Source organism: Bacteroides intestinalis DSM 17393, assembly GCF_000172175.1.
GTDB lineage: Bacteria > Bacteroidota > Bacteroidia > Bacteroidales > Bacteroidaceae > Bacteroides > Bacteroides intestinalis.
The window spans coordinates 3223211-3249237 of sequence record NZ_ABJL02000008.1; the positions used below are offsets into that span (position 1 = coordinate 3223211).

The window sequence follows — 26027 nt, forward strand, 5'->3', positions numbered from 1 at the left end:
AAGGCTGCGCAAGGCTCTGATGAAATCCGCATTACTTTGCGGTGGGACTCATAAATTCATTGATAAATTCGTCTTCTTTCATCAAACCGTAACAGCCTTCGCAAACAGACGCTTCATCAAAGGTCTGTACACTATCCGGTTCGATACCCGGATACCAGATGAAGAAAGGGATCGGTTCATTGGTATGTGTGCGAAGCTCACATGGAGTAGGATGATCGGGCAATACGGCAATAGCTACCGGTTCTTCCCAATCTTTCACGGCTTCATATATAGGACCTACAGCACGGCTATCCAGATTCTCGATCGTCAGAAGTTTTAAATCCACATTCCCTTCATGTCCGGCCTCATCGCTGGCCTCGATATGTAGATAGACGAAATCATCCGTCTTCAAGGCTTCCAGTGCGGCAACCACTTTATTTTCATAATTGGTATCATACAGGCCCGTTGCACCTTCCACTGTCAGGCGACGCAAGTCCGCATAATATCCGATACCATTGATCAGATCTACAGCAGAAATCACTGCCCCCCGTTTCACTTGTGGGAACTTATCAGACAAACGTTCCATCTTAGGACGATATCCGGGACTCCAAGGCCAAATACTGTTAGCCGGGTCTTTCCCTTCCGCCATCCGCTTCTGATTCAACGGATGATTTTCCAAAAGCTCCTGCGAACGCAGGATAAGATCATTAATCAAATCAGCGGTTTGTCGCGGAGTCAGTTCTGCACTGCCTTCGGGAACTGTTATATTCTCCGTACCCGGCATCGGTTTCACCAGTAACGGACGGAAAGGTTTCAACGGCACATCGTGCGGTGGCGTACAATCGATACGTTTATCTCCACCTTTGATCACCAATAAATGACGATATTGCACGCCTGTATAGAAACACACCCGCTCATTACCCAGATGTTCCTGCAAGTACTTCACCAATACATCGGCTTCTTCCGTTGTGATGTGTCCGGCAGAATGGTTTTTAATATGATCGCCTTCAATGCAAATGATGTTACAACGCATTGCCATCTCGCCCGGTTTCAAATCTACACCGATGCTGGCAGCTTCCAGAGGTCCTCGTCCTTCATAAACTTTCGGCAGGTCATAGCCCAGAACGGACATATTCGCGACCTCACTACCGGGATGGAAACCATCGGCAACAGTTTTCAACCGTCCCGTACGTCCCATGCTCGCCAGTTTATCCATATAAGGCGTCTTGGCATATTGCATCAGCGTCTTACCGCCCAATGACTCCACAGGCCAATCCGCCATTCCATCGCCTAATATGATTATATGTTTCATTTTATTAAACATTTGCAATACTCATGATATCCGCAAATACACCTGCCGCCGTCACTCCGGCACCGGCACCGTATCCTTGTATCATCATCGGATATTCTTTATAACGTTCTGTAGTCAGCAGAATAATATTGTTACTACCTTCCAGACCATAGAACGGATGATTTACACCCACTTCCTGCAGGCCGACTGATGCTTTGCCATTCTCTAGTTTAGCAACAAAACGCCAGTGCTTGTTCTCAGCTTCCAGTACCTTGCGACGGGCTTCAAAGTCCGCATCCAGACTCGGCACTTTCTTCCAGAAATCATCCAGTGAACCTTCAAAGAAATCATCGGGCACGAACAAATTCTTTTCTACATCCGACTGTTCCAGTCTGTAACCGGCTTCACGTGCCAAGATCACCAGTTTACGGATAACGTCCTTGCCACTCAGGTCGATACGCGGGTCCGGTTCGGAGTAACGTTCTTCCTGCGCCATCTTAATGGTCTTGCTGAAAGGAATATCCGCACTGATCTTATTAAAGATATAATTCAGTGTACCACTCAGTACAGCTTCAATCTTCAATATCTTGTCACCGCTATGGATAAGGTCATTGATCGTATTGATAATCGGAAGTCCCGCACCCACATTCGTTTCAAAGAGATACTTCACACCACGCTGACGGGCAATCTGTTTCAATTCACGGTAGTTCTCATATTCCGAGGAAGCGGCAATTTTATTGGCAGCTACTACAGAAACGTTGTGTAACAACAAGTCTTTGTACAAGGAAGCAACTGCCGCACTTGCCGTACAGTCTACAAATACTGAGTTGAAGATATTCATACCGATAATCTCGTCACGCAAAGTTTCCAGCGTGCTCGGTTTACCCTTCTCTGCCAGTTCTGCACGAAAATCTGTCAGATCGAAGCCTTCACGGCTAAACATAGCCCGGTCGGCATCAGCGATACCCACAATATGTAGCTTCAATCCATTCTCCATCATCAGCTTCTGCTGTTGGCAACGGATTTGTTCCACAAGGCTACCGCCTACCGTACCGATACCGCAAATAAAGAGGTTCAGTACCTGATATTCCGACAGGAAGAATGAATCGTGGATAACATTCAATGATTTACGCAATGATTTGGAATCCACTACAAATGAGATATTTGTTTCCGAAGCACCCTGAGCACAAGCTATCACATTGATACCGTTACGTCCCAACGTACCGAACAGCTTTCCGGCAATACCCGGCGTATGCTTCATATTTTCACCTACGATAGCTACCGTAGCCAGGTTCTTCTCCGCCTGTATAGGAGAGATCTCTCCCATTTCAATCTCTTTGGCAAACTCTTCATTCAGTACTTCACATGCCAGATCGGCATCCGCATTACGCACACCGATAGACGTAGAGTTCTCCGAAGATGCCTGAGATACAAGGAACACACTGATGCCATTCTTTGCCAGTGCCTTAAAGATGCGATAGTTCACACCAATCACACCTACCATACCCAGACCCTGCACAGTAATCAGACTGGTATCATTGATAGAAGAAATACCCTTAATCGCTTTCGTACGCGGATCAGATACTTCCTGTCTGATAATCGTTCCTTTTCCTTCGGGATTGAATGTATTCTTTATTAAAATAGGAATATTCTTGTGGCAAACCGGATAAATAGTCGGCGGATATACTACCTTGGCACCGAAGTTACAAAGCTCCGTTGCCTCTACATAACTCAGTTCGTTAATGGTATAAGCGGTAGAAATCACACGCGGATCGGCAGTCATGAAACCATCCACATCCGTCCAGATTTCCAATTGGTCGGCATCCAATGCGGCCGCAATAACCGAAGCCGTATAATCGGAACCACCACGACCCAGATTCGTAACATCTCCTGTCGCCTTATCAGTAGAGATAAAACCCGGTACCAGCGCACGCTTCGGCAAAGTGCTGAATGTTTCACGAATCAGTTCATTCGTCAACTCGGTATCCAATACATACTTGGAGTGCTTCTTTTCTGTTTTGATAAACTTGCGTGAATCAAACCATTTGGCTCCTGTCAACTCTGCAACGATAATGGACGATAAACGCTCGCCATAGCTGACAATCGTATCGGAAGTCTTTTGTGAAAGATCCTTTATCAGATAAATACCCTGAAAAATGTCTTTCAGTTCATTGAGCAGTTCACCAATCTGGCGTTGCAGTTCCACTTGCCCCTCACCTGCGGGAATCACTTCTTTAATCATTTCCACATGGCGGTAAACAATTTCGCGGAACTCATTTTCGTAAGCAGCATCACCGGCAGCCGCCATTTTCGACGTGTTTATCAGCTTGTCTGTGATGCCCCCCAGTGCGGAAACCACCACAATTACCGGTTCTTCTACTGCTTCTACAATTCTCTTTACGCTCAAAATACTGTTCGCGGAACCTACGGACGTTCCGCCGAATTTTATTACTTTCATATCCTTTATTACTATTGATAAGGTTGATACAATGTGTCGGAAACAGGACGTATATGCCTGTATTGACTTGAATTAAATAAGAAAAACTGCTGAAAAATAGTGTAACACGTAGAAACACAAATACTATCCATTAACCCCTAAGGGTCATGGTCATGCACATGGATGTGACTGTATGTTGATAGTACTTGTTCATACTCTCTGTTTCTTTCATTATTGATAAGTGTCGCAAAAGTAATAATAAAAACATTCAATCTATCACATTTTGTGGTTTTTTTGTAATAAAAATATAGAAAGGCCTCAAAAGAGGCAGAAATATGCAAAAGAGCGAAGTGTCATTTTCACACATAACCATACAATATCCCGTTACCAATGGCATAGTTTTATAACATTTTGATATTAAATCCAAGATATATCATTATATTTGCACTAAATTATCGTAAGAGAATGCATATGAGTCCAAATATAACTTCCATTTTGCTAATCTATACCGGTGGAACCATCGGAATGATAGAAAACCCCGAAACGGGTGCTTTAGAGAATTTCAATCTCGAGCAGCTGAAAAAGCACGTACCGGAGCTGCAAAATTTCACATTCCATATCGATACTTACCAGTTCGATCCTCCGATGGACTCTTCGGATATGGACCCGGAAGCCTGGCGCAAACTGGTGCACATCATCAGTGACCATTACGATAGATACACAGGTTTTGTAATTCTGCACGGCACGGATACGATGGCATATACAGCATCCGCCCTTAGCTTTATGTTAGAAGGATTGAGTAAGCCTGTCATCCTCACCGGCTCACAACTCCCTATCGGAGTACTCCGCACGGACGGAAAAGAAAACCTTCTTACCAGTCTTGAAATAGCCAGTGCACGTGATGCAAAAGGCAATCCGCTTGTACCCGAGGTCTGCATCTTTTTTGAGAACCACCTGATGCGCGGCAATCGTACCATCAAGATGAACGCAGAGAACTTCAATGCATTCCGTTCATTCAACTATCCCGTATTGGCAGAAGCAGGTATTCATATTAAATATAATAATGTACAAATCCGCTTTAAGGAAGTTGAACGGGAACTGAAGCCACATTATCTATTAGATACCAATGTTGCTGTCCTAAAGCTCTTTCCGGGTATTCAGGAGAATGTAGTATCGAGTATATTGGGCATTGAGGGATTGAAGGCTGTCGTGCTCGAAACTTACGGTTCGGGAAATGCTCCCCGCAAAGAGTGGTTCATACGCCGCTTGCGGAATGCTTGCGAGCAAGGGATAGTCATCGTCAACGTCACCCAGTGCAGTGCCGGAACCGTAGAGATGGAACGTTATGAAACGGGGTATCAGCTGATGCAGGCGGGAGTAGTTTGCGGATATGACAGCACAACGGAGTCTGCCGTTACTAAACTGATGTTTCTACTGGGCCACGGTTATACGCCTGAGGAGGTACGAAAGAGAATGCGTACTCCAATGGCGGGAGAAATTACTACCATTTAAAAAAGCAACCCATTAGCGGCAAACAAGGTTTTATCCTTGTGCCCGAAAGAGGTCAAGACTGTAGTTGAAACATAGCTGGACCGTAGCAACTCCGTACCATCTCCCTATAGAGGTACCCCTATGCGGGAAAGGTACGGAGCAACTAAGAGTTTGATAAGCCCTTAGTATGACCTAAATGCAGCAAGAATTCTTACCAATCCATATACATTACCTGAATAAATCCCTTCTAAATCGGACAAGCGAACAGCTAAATTTGTATCTTTGACCAATCATTCAGCAAGTAAATTCCCTTATGGCAAAAGAAAAAACGGTTTATGTGTGCAATAACTGCGGACAAGAGTCTCCGAAATGGGTAGGCAAATGTCCGTCGTGCGGAGAATGGAACACATATGTGGAAGAAGTGATACGAAAGGAAGTCGTCAACAAACGCCCGGTCTCCGGAATAGAAACAGAAAAACCAAAACCTATTGTTCTTAGTGAAATAGAGGCGGATGACGAACCACGTATCGACCTGCACGATGAAGAACTGAACCGGGTATTGGGAGGTGGATTGGTTCCGGGCTCCCTAGTACTGATTGGCGGTGAACCGGGAATCGGTAAATCAACTTTGGTGCTACAAACTGTGCTCCACATACCCAAAAAGCGCGTTCTCTATGTATCGGGTGAAGAAAGTGCCCGCCAATTAAAATTGCGCGCCGACCGGTTATCGCACAATTCCAGCGATTGCCTTATTGTCTGCGAAACATCATTAGAGCAGATATTCGTACATATCAAGAACACCCGTCCGGAACTGGTAATCATTGACTCTATACAGACCATCTCTACAGAGAGCATTGAATCATCGCCGGGAAGCATTGCACAAGTACGCGAATGCTCAGCAAGCATCCTGCGCTTTGCCAAAGAAACACATACACCGGTATTGCTCATCGGACATATTAATAAGGAAGGCAGCATTGCCGGACCAAAAGTCTTGGAACATATCGTAGACACGGTGTTGCAGTTTGAAGGTGATCAGCATTATATGTATCGCATCCTGCGTAGTATCAAGAATCGTTTTGGCAGCACAGCCGAACTGGGTATTTATGAAATGCGACAGGATGGTTTACGCCAAGTCAGCAATCCATCGGAGTTATTGTTAAGCCAGGATCACGAAGGTATGAGCGGCATAGCCATAGCTTCAGCCATAGAGGGGATACGTCCGTTCCTGATTGAAACTCAAGCATTAGTGAGCAGTGCGGTATATGGTAATCCGCAACGTTCGGCCACGGGATTCGATATCCGAAGAATGAATATGCTATTGGCAGTACTGGAAAAACGGGTAGGCTTCAAACTGGCTCAGAAGGATGTGTTCCTTAATATTGCCGGAGGATTGAAAGTTAATGATCCGGCGATAGACTTGGCTGTCATCAGTGCCATACTGTCCAGCAATATGGATACGGCTATCGAACCGGAAGTCTGTATGGCAGGGGAAATAGGTTTGTCCGGCGAAATCCGTCCGGTAAACCGAATTGAGCAAAGAATCGGCGAGGCGGAGAAGCTGGGATTCAGACGGTTTGTACTGCCGAAATACAATTTACAAGGAATTGATACGAAGAAACTCAAGATAGAACTAATACCGGTAAGAAAGGTAGAGGAAGCATTCAGAGCACTATTCGGATAAAGAGAAATAGAAACAATCAATAATACTACTATGAAAAAACAATTACATTATCTATCACTTTTAATCCTGCTGTCGCTCTGCGGCTGCGAGGTAACATTGCACGACAACTACGTGGAAACGGAACCGCTGCCACTGGAAACCCCTATAGAAATAAAGCTGGACGCAGAGCAAAACAGCAGTGGAGAACTTCTATTAATAGAAGGCCTTAAAGTAGGATTTCAGATAAACACACCGGAATCCCGGCTGATCTCTGCCTCTTTTTACATTGGTAATAATCTGGTTTGCGAAACAAACAGTCCACAAGGCAGTTTTGATGTCTACAATAATAACTTGACGGGAAACAATCAGGTGAAATGCGAGATTATCACAAAATCACTAAAGCAAGGCGAAAGCATACGTGATCAAGCCTATGGAGGACAAACATACATGGGTGAAATGAGTTGGCCGGCACGCTTCACCACTCCAAAATTAACAGTTTATCAAATTCCCGAAGAAAGTTCTTTGGAAAATATTATCATTCATTGGACATTCAACTTGGAGAACTTCTACTTTAAAGTTATAGACAAAGGAGAGGTTGTAGTTGCAAAGACTAAAGAAACCAGTATCACTTTGCCAGCTCCCAGCTTTGGTAAACAGAATTATATAGAAGTACGGATAGTAGATGAAGCCGGCAATGAACCTTTCCATTCCATAACGGGAGGATACACGTATTCAGGACCTGGCGTCTCATTAAAAGGAAGCCAAATGAAAAGTCTATACAATTCTTACTCTAATACATTATATGCCAGTTCATACAATGAGGTGACTTCTTATGCTATTCCGTCACTTACCACAATCAGTGAATATAAAAATGGCAAAGGCAATGGAACCCCTATTGCCGCAGCACTCAATTCAGACAAGATAGCGGTAGATTATTCTGACGAAATATGTATCTTTTCCGGAAAAGAATTAAAACTTATTGCCACAATAAACTATCCGGAAGTGGCTTATGCTCCCAAAGATATACTATTTACATCAAATCATAAATTAGTACTATACTATAATCACCTCTCCAAGGTCTATATTTATAATACAGATAACGGACAACTTGAGAAGAATATATTTCTGCCGGAAACCGATTTCCCAGAAGAACACTCTGCGGCAACCTGGTATTATCAGATAAGCGAGAACTACCTGTGCGAGCCTGTGCAACATTACGGTTTCTACCTTACCCCTTTGCAGAATTTTGAAAAAGGAAAAACTGTTTTCTACCCACATGGTTACAGCAACTACTTTTTCCACCCAACCCACCCGCATGAACTTATAATAGTAAGCACTGAGAACAACAAGGTTTCTATCCTTAATTGCCTAAGTGGAGAGATTGTTCGTACCATCTCAAAAGGGAAAGAATACGCTTTCTGCAACATTGATCCGGTAACCGGAAACTATTTGTTCCGGAATTCTTATTATGTTCTCATTACGAACGAGAATGGAGATGAACTGTTCCGGATGAGAAGTGAAGATGCCAGTCCATATCTGGCAAACAATATTCTGACTTGTTGGGCAGGAGCAGCCATAAACGTAGAACCTTATCTAAAGAAACCATGAAAAAGATTATAATAGCATTAGCCTGCATGTTACTGGGAATAACCGGCATGCAAGCACAGGAATTTACACTGGAATATAATATCGGGTATGGGTTATACAATATGTCCGAGATGAAAGATTTTCTGAGTAATGCAGCCGGCAGTAGCCTGAAAGGAGTAAAAACCACCGATAAGTTTCCGGGGAACTTTACACATAACTTTCGGGTTGGTGTACAGATACAGCAGCATCAGGTAGGTATCACTTTCAGCCACCAGAATACAAGCGGGCAGAATCATCTGGCCGATGCTACCGGAGAATACAGGCTAAAAATAAAGAATAGCGGAAACCAACTGGGAACATTCTATCGCTTTCATCTACTGACAGAAAGATTCAGTCCATTCTTTGAATTGTCCACAGGGCTCGTTTTCAATACTTGCAAGATGGAAGAATACGTACGTGTAGACTCACAAGTACAGGAAGAAAATGGAACTTTGACCGGTGTCAATGTCTTCTTTCAACCTGCCATAGGAGTGCGCTATAAAATCACTACCTTTGCAGCCATTATCGCAAGCGTCGGTTACGAATGGGACCCCGTTGGTAATTTGCACCTGAAAGGAGATAGAAAACAAAAGAGTTCTTATGACGCAAACTGGAGCGGACTACGTGTCAGCGCAGGCATTGTCACTTATTTTAAAATGAAATGATACAAGAATACCAACTACGCGTGCTGCCCGAAGTAGCCGCCAATGAGCAACGATTGAAGGAGTACCTCGTACAGGAAAAAGGATTGAATGTACGGGACATCAACGCAACACGAATCCTGAAACGCAGTATTGACGCCCGGCAACGGACTATTTTCGTCAATTTGAATGTACGGGTATATCTGAATGAAATGCCCAAAGATAATGAATATCAACCTACTATATATAAGAATGTAGAAGGAAAGCCACAGGTCATCGTCGTGGGTGCCGGTCCCGGTGGGCTGTTCGCTGCGCTGAGACTGATAGAACTGGGACTTCGCCCAATCATTGTAGAACGTGGAAAGAATGTACGTGACCGGAAGAAAGACCTGGCTCAGATCAGCCGGGAGCACACAGTGAATCCGGAATCTAATTATAGTTTCGGTGAGGGAGGCGCAGGTGCTTATTCGGACGGGAAACTCTATACTCGCAGCAAGAAACGTGGAAATGTAGATAAGATATTAAACGTATTCTGTCAGCATGGTGCTTCTACAGCTATATTAGTAGACGCACATCCGCATATTGGAACGGATAAACTACCACGTGTAATAGAGAATATGCGGAATACGATTCTCGAATGTGGCGGAGAAGTGCACTTTGAGACGCGTATGGATGCTTTAATTATTGAGGAAGATGAAATAAAAGGTATCGAAACCCATACAGGACAAACGATTCTGGGTCCGGTGATCCTGGCAACAGGGCATTCGGCACGGGATGTGTACCGTTGGTTGGCTGCCAATCAAGTGGAAGTTGAAGCTAAAGGTATTGCAGTCGGTGTACGTTTGGAACATCCTTCGGAATTGATTGACCAGATACAATATCATAGTAAGAACGGACGGGGGAAATATCTACCTGCCGCCGAATACAGCTTTGTGACACAGGTAGACGGACGAGGAGTATACAGTTTCTGTATGTGCCCGGGTGGTTTTGTTGTACCCGCCGCCAGTGGTCCGCAACAGATTGTAGTCAACGGAATGAGTCCCAGCAACCGTGGATCGCATTGGAGCAACTCAGGGATGGTAGTTGAATTGAGGCCAGAAGACTTATTGAGTGGAGAATTGAGAGTGGAGAGTGGAGAGTGGACTATGCAGCATGATAGCGCAGCTAACTCTCAACTCTCAACTCTCAACTCTCAACTCAATATGATGTATTTCCAAGAGACATTAGAATATAATTGCTGGCGACAAGGCAATATGCGTCAGACAGCTCCTGCACAACGTATGCAGGATTTTACACGTAAGAAATTGAGCTATGATTTACCGGAAAGTTCCTATGCTCCGGGGCTAATATCTTCTCCCCTACACTTCTGGATGCCATCGTTCATTACAGAACGACTCAGCAAAGGATTTCAGCGGTTCGGACAATACAGTCGTGGCTTCCTGACTAATGAAGCGGTAATGATTGGTGTGGAGACACGAACCTCTGCACCGGTACGGATCATAAGAGATAGGGAAACTTTGCAGCATGTAAGAATTAAAGGATTGTTTCCATGCGGAGAAGGAGCAGGATATGCAGGTGGCATTGTTTCTGCCGGCATTGATGGGGAACGATGTGCAGAAGCAGTAGCTAACTACTTCAAGCTATAACAATTGTTTTCCTTTCACGGTAACACTGTTTACCCTAAATGGTAACTTCATTTACATGCCGGAGTAAAAGCCGTTACATGCCGAGGTAAAGAGCGTTACAATAAGGGGTAAAGGTCGTTACATCCTGCGGTAAATGCTTTTACATAAAGAGGTAACTTGTCGGTAAATACAGTTCGCTGATAGCTAGCACATTAACAAAATATCATTAGCAAAGCAAATGATTTTCCAACAGTGCATAAAGTTATATGGATGTTTATTGCTAACTTTGCTATACCTTTTTAATGTACATAATGAGAAGCACAACTGACATACCAATGAGCAATGCTATCGTAAATTCTTTTAATGAGATATACACTTCTTACTACAAGAAGTCATTCTTCTTTGCCAAATCATATGTTCATGATGATTTGGCAGCAGAAGATATTGCTTCCGAGTCATTGATTAAATTATGGGAAAAATTAAAAACAGAGAAAATAGATTATATAGAGCCACTCCTACTTACCATATTAAAGAATAAAGCTTTAGACTATCTGAAGCACGAAGAAGTCAAACGCACGGCTTTTGAATCTATGGTCGATTGGCATCAACAGGAACTTTCTATTCGTATTTCAACTTTAGAGTCATGCGATCCCAATGAAATATTCTCGGATGAAGTGGAAAGTATCATCCGGGAAACATTGAAATTAATCCCTGAACAAACCCAACGGATATTTCTACTAAGCCGGTTCGAGAACAAGTCCAATAAGGAAATAGCCGAACTGATGGGGATTTCCGTAAAGGGAGTGGAATATCATATATCAAAAGCATTAAAGGCATTACGGATCACCTTAAAAGACTATCTTCCCCTGTTCTATTTTTTCTTCTATTATTAGAATCCCCGTGTTTCTGCGTCATTCCAGAGTGCAAAAATGAGATTTCTTTCATTTTTTCCAATCTCCATTTAGGGTTGTCTTCTACTTAGTCGTTAATATATAAAATAGCATAAAGCATGAATACTGAATTACTCCAGAAATATATATCCGGCAATGCCACTGAAGCCGAAAAGCAGCACGTCACCAAGTGGATGCAAGAAAGCCCGGAGAATATGCGTGAATACATGGCACAACGCAAGTTGTATGACATTGCATTATGGCGCACAGCACCGATTGCAGAAGAGAAAAGGCAACCCAAGAAGATATTCTCATTGCGCACACTATGGATAGAAGCAGCAAAAATCGCAGCAATATTTGCAGTCATTCTACTGGGTACACACTTTTGGTTCGAAAAACATTCTATAGAGCAAAGTGAATCACTTCAATCCATACACGTACCTGCCGGACAACGAGCCGAACTTATGTTGGCAGACGGCACTAAAGTATGGCTGAACTCGCTGAGTACATTGACTTTTCCGGGAAACTTTACCGGCGATATCCGAAATGTGAAGCTGGACGGTGAAGGCTACTTTGCAGTGACTAAGAATGCAGAACAACCTTTCATTGTAGAAACAAACAAATGCAGCGTCAAGGTATTGGGTACAGAATTCAATGTAATGGCGTATGCAACAGACAGTATCTGGGAAACAGCACTGCTGAAAGGAGCAATAGAAATCTTAAGCCCTAGTGCCACCATGAATGGGATGAAGTTGGAACCGAATACAATGGCCAGTTTGAAAGAAGACCGGCTGATTAAAGGACGGATTAAAGACCCGGACCACTTCTTGTGGCGTGAAGGCCTTATTTGCTTCAATAACGTATCCGTAAAGGATATGCTGGAAAAGCTGAAACTATATTATGGAGTTGACATCGTTGTAAACAATACCAAAATACTGAACAATCGCTATACCGGTAAGTTTAGAACCGGAGATGGGGTAGAACATGTATTAAAGGTATTAAAGCTGAATAATAAATTCACCTATAAGAAAGATGACGAGAAGAATGTAATCACCATTAATTAACCTTCTAACATAATTTTGCCTATGAAATAACACACCTCGAATAAAAAGAAATGGGACAGTGCGCCAACACCATCCCATGGATAGTCAATTATGCATTGACTGCTTTTTCCCTAATAATCTTAAGTATAAACCTAAAATTAGTAATGCAAATATATGAAAAATATATTGTATCAGGAATCTATTGTAGAAAATAAACATTTATTCCATATTATGAAAATCACAGCCTTAATCCTGTTCATATTTGTCGGAACTACCTTTGCTACAGAAACTTATTCTCAAACGATGAAAGTGACTGTTGTAGCTGATAAGATATCGACAGATAAAGTTATCCATGAAATAGAAAAGCAGACAGATTATTTGTTCGTATACAAGGTGAACGAAGTCAATCTGAAACGCACAGTTCAGGTAAATGCAGAGAACAAATCGGTAGCCGAAGTACTAAATAAAGTGTTCGAAGGAACTGATATTTATTACGCCATGGAAGGCAAGAATATCATGCTGATGAGTAAGGCGAAGGCAGGAGTCACTGCCCAACAGACCAATAAAGTGACAGGAGTTGTGAAAGACAAAGCCGGCATTCCTATTATTGGTGCAACAATCATAGAAAAAGGAACTGCTAACGGTACAGTCTCGGATATTGACGGAAACTTTAGTCTGCAACTGAACAGCCAAGGAACGATAATCATTTCTTATATAGGCTATATCACACAAGAAATCAACGTGGACAAAAACCAAGAACTTGTTATAGTATTAGAAGAAGACACTGAGACGCTGGACGAGGTAGTGGTAGTAGGCTATGGTGCCATACAGAAACGTTCGGTATCCACCGCAATCTCAACTGTAAAAGGTGGAAAGATTTCTGATATGCCGACATCGAATATATCGCAAAGTCTTGTAGGTATGTCATCAGGCATCACTTTACAACAAATCAGTGGTGAACCGGGTGCCGCACCGGCTATTCGCGTTCGTGGCTCCGGCTCTATCAATAGCGGAAACGACCCTCTATTTGTCATTGACGGATACCCGACAACAGACGCAGAACTATTCAACAATATCAACCCTGCGGATATTGCCGACATCCAAATATTGAAAGATGCGGCTTCATCTGCAATCTATGGCTCCAAGGCAGGTAACGGCGTAATTATTGTCACTACCAAACAAGGTCAAACAGGAAAAGCCAAAGTTAGTTTCTCCACACAGGTGGGATGGAGCGAAGCTCAAAATTATGTAGATGTACTCGAAGCCAATGACTATATGGATATGATTATTGAAGCCCGTACAAACAACGGAACCATTCAAGACTTTCCTCAACTGGTTCAGATGAGAGAGAGCGGAAACTATACGAATACGAACTGGCAGGATGCCATTTTCCGCAATGCACTGAATTATAGAGGTAACACCACCATAACAGGAGGAACAGAAACCTTAAAATACAACTTCTCTGCAAACTACCAAAACGAAGATGGCATTTTACTGAACTCTTACTATCGCAGAACGGGAATAAAAGGAGGGTTTGAAGCTAATCTATCCAAAAAGGTAAAACTTGGCGTAAACTTGAACACGACTTATAGCAAGAAACGCATTCAGCAACCAACAGGTGGAAATACCGAAGACGTAACGGGCGTAATCGCTCAAGCATTATCAATGCCACCCATACTTCCCGTTTATCAGCCTAATGGGGATTATACTCAAATAGCACAGCATTATGCCGGCTTAGGCCTCAATAACCAACTCCGAAATCCCGTTGCGAATTTGATGGAAAATCGGAATGACGCATGGTCCATCCGCACAATGTCCAATGCTTATCTTGAAGTGAAGCCTATTAAGGGATTGACATTGCGCTCATCGATAAACTTCACAACCAACTCTGCCAAGAAAGATTACTACCAATCCGCTTATCTGCTGGGCAAGAAGTACACAGGCAACAAATCTACACCTGATTTAACCAGCATTGATGGCTATCGTATGTCCGGTTTCGGCTATAACACCTATTGGTCTACTACGGCAACTTACGATGTCATGTTCAACGAAAAGCATCACTTGAATGCCATGATTGGATATGACTTCGAATACAATAACGACTTTGATGTGCAGCAGGATGATCGGACAGACTCCGATAACCCTATCGCCTATAACAATACATCCATCACCAACATAAACGGCGCGACACTGTGGACAGGGTCTTCCAATTACTCAAACTATGTGTTCGATGCCATGTTTGCACGTGTAGTTTATGACTATAACTATAAATACGTTTTTTCGGGTTCTGTCCGGCGCGACCGTTCCAGTAAGTTCGGACCGGACAAACGTGCCGGATGGTTCTACTCCGGATCGTTGGCATGGAACCTAACGGAAGAAGAGTTTATGAAAAACATAAGCTGGCTCAACATTGCCAAACTCCGTGCCAGCTATGGGGTGACAGGCAATGATCAGATAGGCAATGACTACGCATGGATATCCAGCATTAGTTCCGACCAAAATGTGGTATTCGGCAATACAGCCATATCTACCTACTACCCCAGCGGCTATTCAAACAGGCAGTTAGGATGGGAAAAGAATAAACAGATAGATTTAGGATTCGACATCGGCATATTTAATGCTCTTAATGTTGTTGTGGATTTCTATAAGAGAACCAGTGACATCGTGATGCCGGCTAATATCCCCAACTTCAACGGTATATCAGGCAGCGTCTACATGAATGCCGGACAAATAGAGAATAAAGGTATAGAAATTCAAGTCTCCGCTACCCCATTCAAAGGAGAATTTTCTTGGGAAACAACACTCAGTTGGTCAAAGAACAACAATAAGATTCTGTCGCTTGCCAATAACCAAAACCAACTTGCCAACGCAAAAGCAGGTACCAAATGGAGCAATGTGATAAGGAACTACGTAGGACGACCAATGGGTGACATGTATATGCTCAAAGTAATAGGAACATTTAACACAGAGGAAGACTTGGCCAAATATGCCACAAACGGTACACAAGGCATTGGCGACTTAATTTTTGAAGACTACAAGAAAGATGGTACTATTGACGTCAATGACTATCAGTTGGTAGGAAACTATCAACCGGACTTCACCTTTGGCTGGAATAATACTTTTAAGTATAAAGACCTTGACTTGGCTATTACTATCGACGGGCAATGTGGCGGTAATGTAATTTATGCGGCAGCACGCGCCTTCTCACTGAACCGCTACGATGACAATGTACTGGCAGAGTCCGGGCTGGGGCGTTGGATATCACCAACTAATACCGGAAACGGTACATCCCACAAGGCCGGTACTAACAACTTGGGCAGCAACATCGGACCTTCCACAAGATACCTTTATGACGCGGACTTCCTGCGTATCCGCAATATATCCCTCGGATATACATTGCCAAAGAAATTCTGCAAAACAATAGGTATAGAGGGGTTGCGCATCAGTGCCAATGTACAGAATCTGTGGACTTTTGATAAATATCCGGGGTATTCCGTGGAAGCAAACTATGAGGGAAACTCCGCCACAAACAATGGTGTGGACTTCGGTGGGTATCCCATCTCACGTACCTTTACTTTCGGCCTTAATTTTAACTTTTAAAAATAACGTAGTAGTATGAAAACTTTCAATAAACTAATATCACTTGCAATCATTTCCATGACAAGCCTTGTCTATACTGCTTGTAGTGACAGTTTTTTCAATCGCTATCCTACCGATTCCATGCAGATGGAAACTTATCTGAAAAACGATACCGAATTGCAAAATATACTCTTCAATGGCTATTATCATTTGCAGGACATTACCTTAAATGTTAACTACGTCAATAGCCTGGCTACGGACGAAGGATACGACTACAAGAAAAACAATTCTGTGGATCATATCAACCTGAACGAAAGTACATGGGACGCAACATTAGGAATCACCAGTGAGATATGGGAACATTGTTTCAATATGATAAACCGCTGCAACAACGTACTCCTGAAACTGGACAATGCTACTGCAGCAAACAGGACGCAATACGAAGGTGAGGCCAGCTTCCTCAGGGCCTATGCTTATTTTACGCTCGTAAGACTTTTTGGGCCGGTACCTATTACTAAAATGCCAATTGAGGACTACTCCACACTCTACAGTTATGGACGCAGTAGCATGGACGAAGTCTACAATCTGATAAAAGAAGATTTGGAAACGGCCATAAGCAGCCTTCCCGATAACTATTCCGCCGACAATATGAAGGGACGGGCAACAAGGATAGCAGCCTATACCATGCAGGCGGATGTCTACATGACATTGCAAGATTTCACTTCCGCACAGAAGTCTATAGAAAACATACTAACCTATGCCAATCAAAATAGTGAACGACTTGGTTTGGAAAGTGATGTCCTACGAATCTATTCTTCGAATAATCCCATGGGAAAAGAGATCATTTTTGCGGCGCAATACAACAATGGTGCAACAATGGTGGCCAATCCGCTGATGGGACGCTCCATTCCGGCTGCTACGCCATCTACCCAGCCCGCCTATATTTATCCGGACGGGACGAAATCGACCATTACCACTTCACAGGGCACCAGTTGTATGCTGATGACATGGGAGCTTTACAATGAATTTAAAGCTAACAACAATGACCAACGTTTCCAAAAGTTAGTCTATAACGGAATTTACACAAATGAATATGTATCGGTAGCCAGCGAAGAAGTGGATGTAACTCAAGAAGGATACACTTATCTCCCTGTCACATTGAAATACTTCGATTTCGGGAATGAAGGTATGACAACCTGCGCATGCGGCAACGACAACATTATATACCGCTTTGCAGATGTATTGTTGATGTACGCTGAGTGCCTGAATGAAACAGGAACTCCCGAATCTGCCTCCAACTACCTGAATCAAGTGAGGACGCGTGCCGGACTGGCCAATACAACAGCCACTACACGGGAAGAGATGGATATAGCCATCGAAAATGAAAGAATGTTAGAGTTATGTTTCGAGGGGCACAGGTGGTATGACTTGGTTCGGAAAGGAAGAATTACGGAAGTGATGGAAAAACACTTTGCCCACCGTACACAAGGACTCAATCCCACTCTTCAGTCCGGTAATAATGGCATGACCGTAAGCAATGCATCCGATGTCACCGGCACTCCCGGCACATGGAAGTGGACGGGTTCATCTGCCGCTATCCTGTTTGGGATTCCTTATGACCAAATTCAACTATCGGGAGACTGGAAACAGAACGAATTATATTAACAACCTATAAAACATGAAAAAGAGTCTTCTTGCCAGCAGCCTATGTGCTACTGGCATAATATTACCGCAAATAATCTTTGCCAGTGACAAGAATGGAGAAGTAAGCCCTGATAAACCGAACATCATTTTCATCTTAGCTGATGATATGGGATATGGCGACTTGTCCTGTTATGGAAATCAATATGTGAAAACTCCGAATATTGATCGATTAGCCGAAACAGGAACACGGTTTAACCAATGCTATGCAGGAAGCGGCATCAGTTCGCCATCAAGATGCGCATTGATGACAGGCAAAAACACAGGAAATACCCGTATAAGGGATAATATGTGTACAGCCGGGGGAATTGCCGGAGTCAAGATAAATCCGAATGGTGATTCTACCATCGTCCGAAGAGCCAATCTGTTGCAACAAGACACGACCATCGCCACCGTACTGAGTGCGGCAGGCTACCGTACTTGCCTGGTTAACAAATGGCATTTGGACGGCTATGACAAAAAGGCCTCACCCAATCATCGCGGATTCGACGAGTTTTATGGGTGGACTATCTCTACCGTGCACAGCAATTCTCCTTATTATTATCCCTATTACCGCTTTCACGGCGACTCGCTCATCAATATCCCTGAAAATGCAAACGGGAAACATGGCATCCACAACAATGACTTGAGCACCAATGATGCCATTGCCTTCATTCAAAGAAACAAAGACCACCCATTCTTCCTATACTTAGCATTCGATGCCCCCCATGAACCTTATAACATTGATCAAACAGGTTGGTACGAAGGACAGGAAACATGGGAACCGGACACCAAACGTTACGCCTCGCTAATCACCCACATGGACGCTGCCATCGGACGATTACTGGACAAGCTGGAGCAGCTCAACCTGCGGAAGAACACTCTGATTATTTTTGCCTCGGACAATGGAGCTGCCATTCAAGCCCCCATTAAAGTTTTGAATTGCAACGCAGGTTTCAAAGGCCGGAAAGGAATGCTCTACGAAGGAGGAATCAGAGTGCCTTTCATCGTGAACCAACCCGGGAAAGTACCTGTACAGACACTTGACAACATCATCTATTTTCCTGATGTAATGCCTACATTAGCTGCATTGGCTGAGGGTACGGAATTTTTGCCGGAGTATATCAACGGCATAAACATCTTACCTCTCTTTCATGGGAAACAGATTGATACGGATAACCGTTTACTATATTGGGAATTCCCGGGCAAACAACGTGCCGCCAGAAAAGGAGATTGGAAATGTGTAACCATCAAACCTAACCAACCTTTAGAATTGTATAACTTGAAAGAGGATCCGGAAGAAACCACCAACCTTGCAGACAAGTACCCTGAAATGGTAAGAGAGTTCGATCAAGAAATGCAAAAAATGCACATACCTACACCAAACTGGCCTCAGCCGGGAGAAGTATTCTGACATTTATTGAAATATCACAAAAAGATGAGGGCTTAGAATGCCCTCATTTTTTGTTTAAGGTGTACACATTACCATTATGAGCTAAAATTATACAGATATATGCTAATTTATAGTCTGCTAATACTTTTCGCACAAAAATACAGTTTTTTGAACTGGAATACATTCCCTAACCTTCTTGAAGTTCCGACATTTGTATAACGATAAATATCAATCAAAACAATAAAATAACAACCAGTTGAATTTATTCGACTTGAATCTTTTTATATAATAATGTACTCAATGAAAAACATTCTTATTACTTTACTATCAATGCTTATTCCAAGCAGTGTAATTATGGCACAATATCAAAATGTGCAAGAAAAAGCCTCTTTGGTAAATGTACCTTTAGAAAAATTTGTGTCGCAACAAAAAACACTCTTCAACTTCGATTGGAAATTCCAATTAGTTACAGAAGAAAACAAGGGCACTAATTTCGCTGCTCCTGCATTGGATGATTCCTCCTGGCGTATTCTTGACCTGCCACATGATTTCCAGTTCGAGCAACCCTGGACGAAGGCAGGTGGCGGTGCACGCGGCTTCAAGCCGATGTGTGAAGGATGGTATCGTAAATCTTTCCAAGCAGATCCATTATGGAAAGGAAAACGTGTAGTGATGGATTTCGGGGGAATCATCTACTTAGGTGATGTCTACCTGAATGGACACAAGATAGCCTCAACAGACTACGGATATGTAGGCATTGAAGCAGACCTTACTCCTTATCTGCATTTTGAGAAGGAAAATATAGTAGCAGTATATGCATCTACCGGTCCTAAAAAAGGTTCTCGTTGGTATACAGGTGGCGGATTGTTCCGCGATGTTTATCTGCAAGTTCAAAATCCTACCCATATAGCACGGCACGGGATTTACATTACTACCCCCGAAGTTGTATCGGATAAGGCAACAGTTGCCGTACAAGTGGAAGTAGACGGTTGGCAAAAACATGATGTATTGGTTCGCACCACAGTTCGCAACCCAGAAGGAAAAGTTGTGGGTTCTGCCCATAACACCATGCCCAAACATACCCACCAAACTTGTACTGAGTTAAAGTTGCCTGCAATAACTTTGAAGAACCCACAACTCTGGTCGTGCAATACACCGCAACTGTATAGTGCAGATGTGGTTGTGGTAGCAGATGGTATGGTAGTAGACAGTATTACAGAACAATTCGGTATCCGCAAGTTAGAGTTTTCACCTGAATTTGGTTTCAAACTCAATGGAGAAAAGATATTTCTACAAGGCAATGCCAACCATCATGATCTCGGCGCATTAGGGGCTGCTTCTTACGATAAAGCTATTGAACGCATGATGTTACAGTTGAAAGCTTTCGGTTATAATACAATTCGTTGTTCGCACAATCCCTACAGTGACAGTTTCGCCCGTATTGCAGACCGCGTAGGTATGCTCATTGTAGATGAATTGACAGACAAATGGAGTGATAATGATTATTGGGGTGGACGCCGACCATTCACTCAGATTTGGTCTGACCTGATTATAGAGTGGATAAAACGTGACCGTAACCGTCCGTCAATCATTCTTTGGAGTTTAGGTAACGAATTGCAAATTCGTGAAGGATGGGCAGGTTTTAGAGGGATTAATGATTGGGGCATCACCACCTATCGCATCTTCAATCAATTAGTGAAACGTTTTGATGACAGCCGCCTGACAACAGTTGCAATGTTCCCTGCACGTGCCGGTGCCATCACTCGCCACGACAAAGACTTCGACAGTTACCTTGTTCCGCCCGAACTGGCTTGCGCCACAGAAGTTGCTTCATTCAATTATCAATCGGATAAGTACACTGCTTATCTTCAGCATAAACCAGACCTCATACTGTTTCAAAGTGAAGCCGAGACCTACAAATTACTGGAGCCCTTCTATAACATGGATAAAAAGCGCACAGTAGGTATAGCCTATTGGGGTTCTGCCGAATACTGGGGAGAATCTAACCAATGGCCCAAAAAAGGATGGAATTATTCATTCTTTGACCACACCATGCATCCTTATCCCCAAGCTTATCTTATCAAATCCGCCTTCATGCCAGCTGTTCCGGAAGTACATATTGGTGTAGTAGATGCAGCCGGTGCCGAGAGTGTCAGTTGGAATGACGTGATAGTGGGGCGCATGGCACTTAATGAACGTTGGAATTATGAACCAGACAGCAAACAATCACTCTTCACCTACACCAATGCCCACTCAGTAGAACTATTGGTAAATGGTAAAAGTATAGGCACCCAACTAAACGATACGACAAAGATCAATCTGCGTAATATGATCTATTGGAAAGATGTCCCATATGGCAATGGTGGCTCACTGGAGGCTATTGCCCACGATAAAAATGGAAATGAAGTTGCTCGTCATCGCATTGAAAGTGCAGGAAAAGCTGTAGCACTCAAGATAGAAGCGGAAACACCAACCGACTGGAAAGCCGATGGTATGGACTTGCAATACATCAATGTCACAGCAGTTGATAAAAAAGGACGCCCCGTATGGACATACAACGAACCGCTTACCTTGCAAATAGAAGGTTCTGCCCGGTTAGTAGCATTGGATAACAGCGACCATTATACATCCGATCTTTTCAATGGCATCACTACCAAACGGATGCATCAAGGACGTATGCAAATTATCCTCCGCAGTAATCGGGAAGCAGGTGAAGTGAAACTAAAAGTTACTTCAGTGGGCTTAAAAGGAACTCTTCGCCTGAAAACAATCATCAATTAGAAGAAGTAACAATAGAAACACATTGAAAAATTAAACTATATCCATTAAAGACATGAATAAAAGACTAAAATTAATAGCAGGCATTTTTTGGATAACCACCATTAATTGTTATGCTCAAATCAAAGAATTCGACCCCCTATTAGACTCTAAAGTCACGGTAATCCCAGCACCTTCCCAGGAAGAATGGAACAGTAATTATATGTGGTATCCGGGACAATTAGCCGCCTTCTATCAACAACAATCAGCCAAAATTTCCAAAGAACGCTGTGTGAACGTAGGATACCCGGGAAAGTTCTTTGCTAAAAACAACCGCGCTTATTTCAAAAGAGAAATAAAATTGCACAAGGAAAATAATCTTCGTTGGGAAGGCCCATCCGATATTATCCTTTACGTCAATGGAATAAAACAATCCACAACTAATAAGCAGATAACACTGCCCGCAGGTAAATCTTCCCTTTTATTTGAAGTGATAACGAACGATTCTTTGCCTTGCATTATACTAAAAGGTGACGGTATGGAAAATCCAAATGAATGGCAAGTCAGTATGGATAAAAACTACTGGAGCATTCCTGAGAGTGCCTCCATGTATAATAAGCCCGCCACTCGACCAGATGCTCCTCAAAACATAATCGCTCAAATCAAGCCACAAGAAATTCTTCCAATGCGTAATGCCAAAACCATTGGAACAGATGGAGTACAAATCGGCAAGAACGGCTATGCTTTGATAGACTTTTTTCATCTGGAAATCGGTACTCTCACTTTTCAGGCAAAGGGAAAAGGCACTGTAACCGTACGAGTAGGTGAAACTCCGGAAGAAGCTCTGGAAAGAGATGACAAGAAGCTGGAACAATACCCGTTGCCTCCCATCAAATTGTCAGAAACAGGCAGTGTCATCAGCATACCTGAACGTGCACTCAGATATGCTTCTCTTGAATGTGATGAAGGTGCTGAAATTACTTCCCTAAAATTTGATGCCTCCATGTGGCCGGTAGAATATCAGATGCAGTTTGAAACGGATGATGAGTACATCAACAATCTGTTCAAAATGAGTAGCGCTACACTTCACACCAGTATGCACCGCTTCTATCTGGATGGAGTGAAACGTGATTTCCTCCCCTGGTCGATGGATGCACTGGTCAGCACACTGGGAGGCGACTACCTGTTCGGTGATCAACAGGTTTCAAAAAACGGAATATCCATAGCACTGATGCCGCTTAACCCCAAACTATCCGATATAGGTATACCCGACTATCCGCTCCACGCACTATTTGGGTTAAAGCAGAATTACCTGCGTTTCGGAGATTTAACAACCTCCCTCCAATACAAAGACCGGATTACCCAACTGCTTGACTTTTATGCTTCCATCGTTGATGAGAACGGATTTGTGCATGGTAACTATGGTGACAGACAGTTCGGTTATACTCCGGGATGGTCTACCTACAATGGTCCTGCGCGAAAAGGTGTGGCTGCTTATGCACAGATCATGTTGTATTACAATTACATGACAGGTGCTTACTTTGCCAACTTATGGAAAGAGAAAGTACTTGCAAGCAGATACAGTAAGCTGGCACAAGATTTAAAGAGAAAGATATTCAAACACTTCTGGGATGATGAAAGAAAAGCATTCATCAATGGCACGATGAATGACGGCACCACTATTGACAAGCGAATTTCACATCATGCACAATATTGGGCTATCCTGGCAGATATATTTCCGAAAGAACATTATGACAATTTATTCGAGAATATCCTTCCCAATTTGCCTCACTATTATACCACTGTCAGCTATGAAAAAGGATATGAATTCCTAGCATATGCCAAGGCAGGACGGGTAAAGGAGTTATGGGATTTCATGTACCGTGTATTCGGCGATTGGATGGATCAAGGACATACCCGCTTTCCCGAAAACTTCCAGACAGAGGCTTCAAGAGCCAAGCAACTGGAGTTTTACAGACGTCCTTACGGTTTAAGCCTTTGCCACGGTGCCAACGGAGTGCCTGCGGTAGTAGGCGCCTTAAACGGCCTCATTGGTTTCAGCCAATCGGCAGAAAAGCCCAATGAATACACCATTAAACCTGAACTTTTACATCTCGGATGGATAACCTCAAGGATTCCCGTCAAAGAAGGCTTTATCAGTGTAAAACTGAATGCAACCGGTGAAAGTACAATCGAAATTCCCAATGGTTGTATAGTTAAGGTTATCACCAAAGGAGAAGGTAAGCCATTAACATTAAGGAAGCCAGGTACATACAAATTCAAATTAATTGATTAACTTTCGAACATAAAAGTAAGAATACTTATGAAAAAACATGTTATAACAGGAAGCCTTCTGGCTCTTATACTCGCTACAAGTTGTACACCAACCCATGAAAAAAAAGCGCCGGAATCCTTTCCACCACCCCTGATGGGTTGGAGTTCCTGGAACACCTATCATGTGAATATCAACGAAGAGCTGATAAAGAAACAAGCGGATGCGTTAGTTACTCATGGGTTGAAAGATGCCGGTTATCTATATATTAATGTGGATGACGGATTTTTCGGCTGGAGAGATGAAACAGGAAAGATGCATGCACATCCCGAACGTTTTCCTAACGGCATGAGACCTATATCCGACTATATCCATTCATTAGGTCTGAAAGCAGGTATCTATTCGGATGCAGGCGACAACACCTGCGGTTCTATTTACGACGATGATGCCAATGGAGTTGGCTCCGGTCTCTACGGGCACGAGCAACAGGATATAGACCTTTATCTGAAAGAATGGAACTATGACTTCATCAAGATAGATTATTGCGGTGGTAGAGAATTAGGGCTTGATGAAGAAAAGCGTTACGCAACCATTTGCGAAGCAATCAAGAATACCGGACGCACCGATGTTTCCATTAATATTTGCCGATGGGCTTTCCCTGGTACTTGGGCAAAAAGCATGGCGCGTTCCTGGCGCATCAGTCCGGATATACGTCCCCGCTGGGAATCCGTGAAGAATATTATCCGAAAGAATCTCTATTTATCAGCTTATGCCGGTGAAGGGCATTATAATGACATGGATATGCTGGAAGTCGGTCGCGGATTGAAGCAGGAAGAGGAAGAAGTACATTTTGGAATGTGGTGTATCATGAGCTCGCCCCTGCTTATCGGTTGCGATATGACAACCATTCCCGAAGCTTCATTAGCTTTGCTGAAGAATAAGGAGTTGATAGCACTGAATCAGGATCCGTTAGGACTGCAAGCATACGTGGTACAGCATGAGGCTGAAGAGTATGTACTGGTGAAAGACCTTGAACAAAAACGGGGACTTGTGCGTGCTGTTGCTTTATATAATCCATCAGATACGGTATGCAACTTCAATGTACCTTTCGAAAAATTGGAAATGGGTGGAACGGTAAAAGTTCGCGATGTGATACAATGCAAGGATTTGGGAGATATGACAGACACCATCCGGTTATCAGTTTCCCCACATAGCGTTGCAATATGGAGATTGGAAGCAGAGAAGCGTCTGGAACCGACTTTCTATGAGGCAGAATGGGCCTATTTACCTTGTTATGATGACTTGGGCAAGAACCCTAAACAAATATTCTATGCTGCATCTCCGGCTTGTTCCGGTAAGATGAAAGTATCAAATATCGGAGGCAGTGAAGAAAATATTGCGGAATGGAAAGAAGTGTACAGTGAGAAAGGGGGCGAATATGATATGACTATTTATTATAGCTGCGACAAAAACAGGAAACTGGAAGTATCTGTAAATGAAACCAAGACAGAAATAAAAGACCTGAATAGCGGCAACAAAGAAAAAGTAACATCCGTAACCATTCCTGTAACTTTAGTAGCCGGTAACAACGTAATCCGTATGGGAAACAACTTCGGATGGGCACCGGATATTGATTGCTTTAAGTTAAGTAAACGACAGTAAC

Annotated in this window: 15 protein-coding genes; 13 read left to right on the top strand and 2 right to left on the bottom strand. The window is 43.1% G+C overall.

Features of this window, described 5'->3' with window-relative positions; genetic code table 11:
* Positions 1-31: 31 nt before the first annotated feature.
* Both BACINT_RS22285 and thrA read right to left on the bottom strand, forming a co-directional pair.
* Entirely contained in the window at positions 32-1291 is a 1260-nt protein-coding gene (locus BACINT_RS22285; protein ID WP_021968047.1) for a cofactor-independent phosphoglycerate mutase, read from the bottom strand.
* 4 nt (positions 1292-1295) lie between these two features.
* Complete coding sequence (thrA, locus tag BACINT_RS22290) at positions 1296-3728, bottom strand: bifunctional aspartate kinase/homoserine dehydrogenase I (RefSeq protein WP_007667497.1); 2433 nt, start codon at positions 3726-3728, stop codon at positions 1296-1298.
* Positions 3729-4178: 450 nt separating this feature from the next.
* On the opposite strand from thrA, the gene BACINT_RS22295 reads away from it, so the two are divergent.
* From BACINT_RS22295 to BACINT_RS22355, 13 genes are all read left to right on the top strand, one after another.
* Positions 4179-5219, top strand: coding sequence for an asparaginase (locus BACINT_RS22295; protein WP_044155428.1), 1041 nt, complete (start codon positions 4179-4181; stop codon positions 5217-5219).
* A gap of 292 nt (positions 5220-5511) precedes the next feature.
* Entirely contained in the window at positions 5512-6879 is a 1368-nt protein-coding gene (gene radA / locus BACINT_RS22300) for a DNA repair protein RadA (RefSeq protein WP_007667501.1), read from the top strand.
* A gap of 30 nt (positions 6880-6909) precedes the next feature.
* On the top strand, positions 6910-8466 hold the full coding sequence (locus BACINT_RS22305; protein ID WP_007667503.1) for a hypothetical protein: 1557 nt from the start codon (positions 6910-6912) through the stop codon (positions 8464-8466).
* Positions 8463-9149 carry a hypothetical protein gene (locus BACINT_RS22310; protein ID WP_007667505.1) on the top strand — a complete coding sequence of 229 codons (687 nt, stop codon included), beginning with the start codon at positions 8463-8465 and terminating at the stop codon, positions 9147-9149. The genes BACINT_RS22305 and BACINT_RS22310 overlap by 4 nt, the downstream gene beginning before the upstream one ends.
* Complete coding sequence (locus BACINT_RS22315; RefSeq protein ID WP_007667507.1) at positions 9146-10771, top strand: NAD(P)/FAD-dependent oxidoreductase; 1626 nt, start codon at positions 9146-9148, stop codon at positions 10769-10771. Before BACINT_RS22310 ends, BACINT_RS22315 begins: the two co-directional genes overlap by 4 nt.
* 290 nt (positions 10772-11061) lie before the next feature.
* Positions 11062-11643 carry an RNA polymerase sigma-70 factor gene (locus BACINT_RS22320; RefSeq protein ID WP_021967529.1) on the top strand — a complete coding sequence of 194 codons (582 nt, stop codon included), beginning with the start codon at positions 11062-11064 and terminating at the stop codon, positions 11641-11643.
* Positions 11644-11759: 116 nt separating this feature from the next.
* Positions 11760-12704, top strand: coding sequence for a FecR family protein (locus BACINT_RS22325; protein ID WP_007667511.1), 945 nt, complete (start codon positions 11760-11762; stop codon positions 12702-12704).
* 153 nt (positions 12705-12857) lie between these two features.
* Entirely contained in the window at positions 12858-16283 is a 3426-nt protein-coding gene (locus BACINT_RS22330) for a TonB-dependent receptor (RefSeq protein ID WP_007667513.1), read from the top strand.
* 15 nt (positions 16284-16298) lie between these two features.
* Positions 16299-17927, top strand: coding sequence for a RagB/SusD family nutrient uptake outer membrane protein (locus BACINT_RS22335; RefSeq protein ID WP_007667516.1), 1629 nt, complete (start codon positions 16299-16301; stop codon positions 17925-17927).
* 13 nt (positions 17928-17940) lie between these two features.
* A complete protein-coding gene (locus BACINT_RS22340; RefSeq protein WP_007667519.1) occupies positions 17941-19356 on the top strand; it encodes a sulfatase-like hydrolase/transferase in 1416 nt (471 codons plus the stop codon).
* Positions 19357-19635: 279 nt separating this feature from the next.
* Positions 19636-22116, top strand: coding sequence for a glycoside hydrolase family 2 TIM barrel-domain containing protein (locus BACINT_RS22345; protein WP_007667524.1), 2481 nt, complete (start codon positions 19636-19638; stop codon positions 22114-22116).
* Positions 22117-22168: 52 nt separating this feature from the next.
* Entirely contained in the window at positions 22169-24388 is a 2220-nt protein-coding gene (locus BACINT_RS22350; RefSeq protein WP_007667526.1) for an alpha-L-rhamnosidase-related protein, read from the top strand.
* A gap of 27 nt (positions 24389-24415) precedes the next feature.
* Positions 24416-26026 carry an alpha-galactosidase D gene (locus BACINT_RS22355; RefSeq protein WP_007667529.1) on the top strand — a complete coding sequence of 537 codons (1611 nt, stop codon included), beginning with the start codon at positions 24416-24418 and terminating at the stop codon, positions 26024-26026.
* Position 26027 lies beyond the last annotated feature (1 nt).